Origin of the sequence: Bradyrhizobium sp. SHOUNA76, from assembly GCF_023006445.1 — a bacterium.
GTDB lineage: Bacteria > Pseudomonadota > Alphaproteobacteria > Rhizobiales > Xanthobacteraceae > Bradyrhizobium.
Genome location: NZ_JALBHA010000499.1, coordinates 1 through 4,575, shown reverse-complemented (window position 1 = coordinate 4,575; position 4,575 = coordinate 1). Strand labels below are relative to the sequence as shown.

The window sequence follows — 4,575 nt, the reverse complement described above, 5'->3', positions numbered from 1 at the left end:
CTCCGTCGGCGTGCAGCCCGTCTTGCGAAGCACCTGGCGCGATTTCACCGGCGCGCGCGTGCCGTGGTCGCGGCAGACGTAGCAGGACTGATCGCGCATCCGCCAGAAGAGTTCCGGCCCGGCTTTGGGAAGCCTGGCCGCGCGAACCGGTCTGCGCAAGGGAATCTGATCCCGGCGCGCAACTGCGACGGGCGCGAGCCCGTGGGAAGAGATCTACGCCCCGTCGCGAAAGATTCAGAAGAACATCGGCGAGTTCATCAGCGAGAACATCACGCCGCTGAAGAATTTTGCGGAGTATCTTGCGGCGAGCGCGATCGCGTGCGTCGAACGGCTGCGGCCCGGCGAGGAGCGGCTTGTCCGCAGCGGCCTGAAGAAGATCGCGGCTTGCCGGGACCGCAATGGACGCCTGCATCTGCACTCGGCCAGCTGCACCCATCTCGGCTGCGTCGTGCACTGGAATTCGCTGGAGCAGTGTTGGGGTTGTCCCTGTCATGGGTCGCAGTTCGCACCCGACGGCACCGCGCTCAATGGCCCGGCGGTCGCGCCACTCGGCGGCATCGAGAAGCCGGCCGATCTCGAAGCCGCGGAGTGAGGCGAGGCTGGGGCCCCGCTCCCGAAATTCGGCCCTCACTCTCAAACCGCGCCGGTGAATTCACCCCGCGCCGGATAGTCGTTCTTGATGACGAAGTCGAGCGTCTGAACCATCTCACCGAAGTTCGGCCGCACGAACGGCATCGACTGAACCGAGAGATAATAGATGGTCTTGTCGGGGCGGATCAGGAAGACGCCGGGCTCGGAGAACAGCGCAGGCTCCTCAATGCCAATCGACGTCATGCCGCGCGAGGCGGAAATGTAGAGGCCCCATTCGCGCGCTTTGGCAAGGCTAAGTCCATAGCCGAAACGCAGCTCCGAGGCGCCAACCTTCTCGGCCATCGACCGCGCGCGCTCCTCGTTGTCGGAGCTGATCGCGATCGTCGTGACGCCGCGCGCGGCGAAGGCCGGCGTATGGCGTTCCAGCTCCTTGAGGTAGTTGGCGCAGATCGGGCAATGCAGGCCGCGGTAGAAGCAGATCAGCGTGAACCGCTGTGGCGCTTCCTCGGCAAGATCGAAGCGGCCGCGGCCGAGCGTTTCGACCGACAGATCCGGCGCCTTTTGTCGGGGAGTGAGCATGAGGACTCCAGTTGGGCTAGTTGGCCATTTCCGGCCGGTTGCGAGAACCAGCTCTCTTTGTCACACTGCCGGATATGAAATATCCGGTTTACATGATCGAAAGTCCTGAAAGACCCAAGCGCGATCGCCTGGCCGCCTTCCTCGAAGCTTTTGACCTGTCGGTCGCAATGGTCTCGCCAGGCACGGTGGGCGCGGCGGCCAATCTTGTCGTGACCGGCCAGGCTGGCGTGGCCGAGCGAGTGGTCCTCTACGCCATGGCCGACAACCGGTCCGAGCCCGACTTGCTCGTCGCCGCAATGGTCGATTTTGGCGGTGCGGCGAACCCGTTGATGAATGCCCTGCCTGAAACGGTGGAGATCGATCTCGAGGGCCGCCCGACCTTGCAGGCCTTGGTCAGTATCTTCGTGACCGAAGGGTACGGCAATCGCTGCGGCCAGCGCGTCGCGCTGAACCGGCTCTGCGAGTTGATCGTGCTGCTCGTGCTGCGGGAGGCGATCGATGCGGGTACGACGAAGCCGGGTCTTCTTGCCGGCCTGTCGCATCCCGCTCTGCACCGGGCGATCGTGGCGATGCATGATGAGCCGGCGCGATCCTGGACTGTCGAGCAACTCGCCGAAATCAGCGGCATGTCGCGCAGCCGATTCATGGAGGTCTTTCCCAGGATCCTCGGCACGACGCCCGCGGCCTATCTCAACGTTTGGCGCCTGATGCTGGGGCAACGGGAGCTGATGCGAGGCGGGCAGGTGAAGGCGGTGGCTCGTCGTGTGGGTTTTGGCAGCGCTGCCGCATTCTCGCGCGCCTATTCGAGGATGTTCGGTTCTCCTCCGATATCCGTGCGAGCTACGCGGCTTGTGGTCGGCGACGCTGTATCGGATCTCACAAAGATGCTTGATCCGGGCAAGGACAGCGAGCCAGGGTCGATCTTGCCTGAAAGCCTTGCAGATTAAAGCGCGCGCTGCACCGCCTTCGAGATACGACCCCTCAAAAAAGTTGCGCCCAGCCATTGGGGGATGGCTGGGCGCGCGCGAACCGGTCTGGGACGGGGAGGGGTGGGGATGTGACCGGGTCGCGTAACTCCTTGTCTCGTTCCTAATCTCTTGCGCTGGCGGTGGAGACCGCCGGTCTGGTATCGCCGAGCGAGACCCAGATGTTGGGATCGCTCTGCGACTGGCGCTTGACGAAGCGGTAGCCGGTCTCGGTCCAGGCAACGACGTTCTCGTTCTGATTGTCGAGAACGAACTCGCCCTTGTCGGTCTTCACCGTCAGCACCGCGTGTCCTTCGCCCTTCTTGTCGCGCACGACGGTGATGAGTAGGGCCTCGCGCGGCCATCCGGCATCGATCAGCATCTTGCGCTTCAACAGCACGTAGTCTTCACAATCGCCGTAGCCGTCGGTCGGCAGCGACCATTTCTCGATCACGCCCCAGTGCTCCTGGTCGGTCAAAGGCTTGACGGTCTCGTTGACCCAGCGATTGACCTTGACGAGGTCGCGCCATGCGGCCTGCGACATCACGATGTCGCGGGCCTGCGTCGGTGCGCCCTGGCACTGGGCGGTATTGTCCGCACAGAACTCGACCCAGCCGATCGGCGCACGCGTGGTGTCGCCGAGGCTCGCGTAGAGCAGACGGCTTTCGCCGGCCTGCGCTGTCGCGCTGATCCCGAAGAGCATGGCGGCCAGCGCCAGCCGCTTCCCCTGTCCCCTGAAGTCAAACATTGCGGCCCCCGTTTCTTGTTGGGACCACATTTCGCATGGAGCTTTTGAGTTGCCGCTAAGTCAACCAAGTCAAGTCGAGACGAATACAAGTAAAAGGCGCGGCGAATTCGATCTATACTTGAATCGAATTCTCATAAAATTTGAAACAACTGCAATTGATTCAAATTTTATCGATTAACGCGGAAATGCTGGCGCAGCGCCGTTTCCATGCGCAAACGGGCCGCGCGTTAACCCGCGTGGGGCCTCTCACCACGCATGAAAAAGGCGGCGTCCGCATCGCGGAGGCCGCCTTCGAGGCTGGAAATGCAGCGGTTTTGGCGTCGTCGCGCTTTACCGCGCGGTAACGCTCTCTTCGAGTGTCTCGATCGGCTGCGCGTGGACGAATTCCAGGGCGAAGCCGTCTTCGAGGTTTCGGACCACGCGGCCCTGGACCCGGCCGAGCAAAACCGTCGATTTCAGCGGCGGCCGGTTCTCCGCGGCGATCGCGGCGCCCGACAGCGAGAGATCGATGATGCGGCAGGTCATCTTGGTGCCGTCCTCGAGGGTCAGCACGGCGATCGGGTTGCGCGGCACGATACGGTCGTGGCGGCGATCCTCGGGCAGGTTGAGGATGTCGCGGTTGGCGAGCCAGGTCAGCTGGGCCGCGAGCTTGTCACGCTTCCTGGGCGTGGCACCGATCGTCATGGCGAAGCCGTTGTCGATGATGCGGGTGATCTTGCCCTCGACCCGGCCGATATGATCGAGATAGGCGACCACGCGGTCGCCGACATTGCCGATGCCGGGGGCCAGCAGTGCCAGCCCGCCCGGCGACATGTTGATCACCTGGCAGGGGAATTCGCGGCGATCGGGCAGCATGTAACGGCCGAGCAGGTGCACTTTCACCCGCTGGAAACGCCGACGCTCCTCGGCGGCCGGAAGAAATTTTTTGTTCGCCAACGCCATTTTCAACACCCGACCCCCCGCCCGGGCGGAGTCCGGGACGACCCTAAGGTGCATAGGGTTAATGCCACGTTAGGATTGGATGCGGCAGCGGACAGACACGATGCGCTCGAAAAGCCACATCAAGGGCGGGCAGGCCAGCACCGTCAGTGCGCCGACGTCGAGCGCGACCGCGGCACTCCCGGCCGATTTGGCGAGCCGGCCCGCCACCGCCGGGCCCAGCATCATCGCGGCATAGAAGAGTGTGTAGAACACGCCCATCCCGATCGCCCTTGTCTCCGGCGCGAGCACGCGGGCGGCCAGGCTCATGATCGGGCCGGCCGGATGGCCGCCGATCAGGCCGACCAGGATGAGGATCATGATCACGGCGTCGGACCGGGTCAGCCAGGCCAGCAGTCCGGCCACCATGAGGCTGGCCGCGCTCGCCAGCACCAGCGGCCGTTTGAACCGATCGGCCAGATAGCCGCCCGCCGGCACCGAGATCACCGACAGCCACATCACGAGGCTGATCGCCGATCCCGCCGCCGCAATGCTCCAGCCGCGCTCGGCCAGCAGCGACGGACCGAACGAGAAGATCATCGCGAAGCCGACATTATAGAGACCCCAGATCATGCCCGCGACGATCACCGCCAGCAGCGCCAGGGGATCGAGCCGGCTAGAGCCGACCGCGCTGGCGGTCGTTGCAGGCGGGGGCTGATAAAGCGCGATCAGCGCGATGCCCATCGCCGTCAGCGCGCCGGCCGCCAGAAACAC

The 4,575-nt window shown here is 64.2% G+C and carries 8 protein-coding genes; 3 read left to right on the top strand and 5 right to left on the bottom strand.

Annotated features, from left to right (window positions below; all coding sequences use genetic code 11):
- Nucleotides 1-234: 234 nt before the first annotated feature.
- Nucleotides 235-399, bottom strand: coding sequence for a hypothetical protein (locus MOV74_RS41315; RefSeq protein WP_404979202.1), 165 nt, complete (start codon nt 397-399; stop codon nt 235-237).
- Between MOV74_RS41315 and MOV74_RS31830 the strand changes: the two genes are divergently transcribed.
- Nucleotides 332-592: a Rieske 2Fe-2S domain-containing protein gene (locus tag MOV74_RS31830; protein WP_404979203.1), complete on the top strand. Its 261-nt coding sequence runs from the start codon at nt 332-334 to the stop codon at nt 590-592. The two genes, MOV74_RS41315 and MOV74_RS31830, sit on opposite strands and share 68 nt — an antisense overlap.
- Before the next feature lie 41 nt (nt 593-633).
- On the opposite strand, the gene MOV74_RS31825 is transcribed toward MOV74_RS31830, so the two are convergent.
- Entirely contained in the window at nt 634-1,170 is a 537-nt protein-coding gene (locus tag MOV74_RS31825; RefSeq protein WP_246930957.1) for a peroxiredoxin-like family protein, read from the bottom strand.
- Between the two features lie 20 nt (nt 1,171-1,190).
- On the opposite strand from MOV74_RS31825, the gene MOV74_RS31820 reads away from it, so the two are divergent.
- Nucleotides 1,191-2,117 (top strand): AraC family transcriptional regulator, encoded by a 927-nt coding sequence (locus tag MOV74_RS31820; protein ID WP_246930955.1) that lies wholly within the window; start codon nt 1,191-1,193, stop codon nt 2,115-2,117.
- Between the two features lie 142 nt (nt 2,118-2,259).
- Here the strand turns inward: MOV74_RS31820 and MOV74_RS31815 are convergent, their stop codons facing one another.
- The gene (locus MOV74_RS31815) at nt 2,260-2,883 is read right to left on the bottom strand and encodes a transglutaminase-like cysteine peptidase (RefSeq protein WP_246930953.1); all 624 of its coding nucleotides are present in this window, start codon (nt 2,881-2,883) and stop codon (nt 2,260-2,262) included.
- A 140-nt stretch (nt 2,884-3,023) separates the two neighbouring features.
- On the opposite strand from MOV74_RS31815, the gene MOV74_RS31810 reads away from it, so the two are divergent.
- On the top strand, nt 3,024-3,227 hold the full coding sequence (locus MOV74_RS31810) for a hypothetical protein (protein WP_246930951.1): 204 nt from the start codon (nt 3,024-3,026) through the stop codon (nt 3,225-3,227).
- Here MOV74_RS31810 and MOV74_RS31805 read toward each other — a convergent pair.
- On the bottom strand, nt 3,214-3,825 hold the full coding sequence (locus MOV74_RS31805) for a PilZ domain-containing protein (RefSeq protein ID WP_008140941.1): 612 nt from the start codon (nt 3,823-3,825) through the stop codon (nt 3,214-3,216). The genes MOV74_RS31810 and MOV74_RS31805 overlap by 14 nt on opposite strands.
- A 69-nt stretch (nt 3,826-3,894) precedes the next feature.
- Nucleotides 3,895-4,575 (bottom strand): MFS transporter (locus MOV74_RS31800; protein ID WP_246930949.1); only part of this gene is annotated, 681 nt, incomplete at its 5' end.

What these genes read in the sequence shown, in the direction of transcription:
- MOV74_RS31825 (WP_246930957.1), bottom strand. Translation starts at nt 1,170, where the DNA reads ATGCTCACTCCCCGACAAAAGGCGCCGGATCTGTCGGTCGAAACGCTC.
- MOV74_RS31815 (WP_246930953.1), bottom strand. Translation starts at nt 2,883, where the DNA reads ATGTTTGACTTCAGGGGACAGGGGAAGCGGCTGGCGCTGGCCGCCATG.
- MOV74_RS31805 (WP_008140941.1), bottom strand. Translation starts at nt 3,825, where the DNA reads ATGGCGTTGGCGAACAAAAAATTTCTTCCGGCCGCCGAGGAGCGTCGG.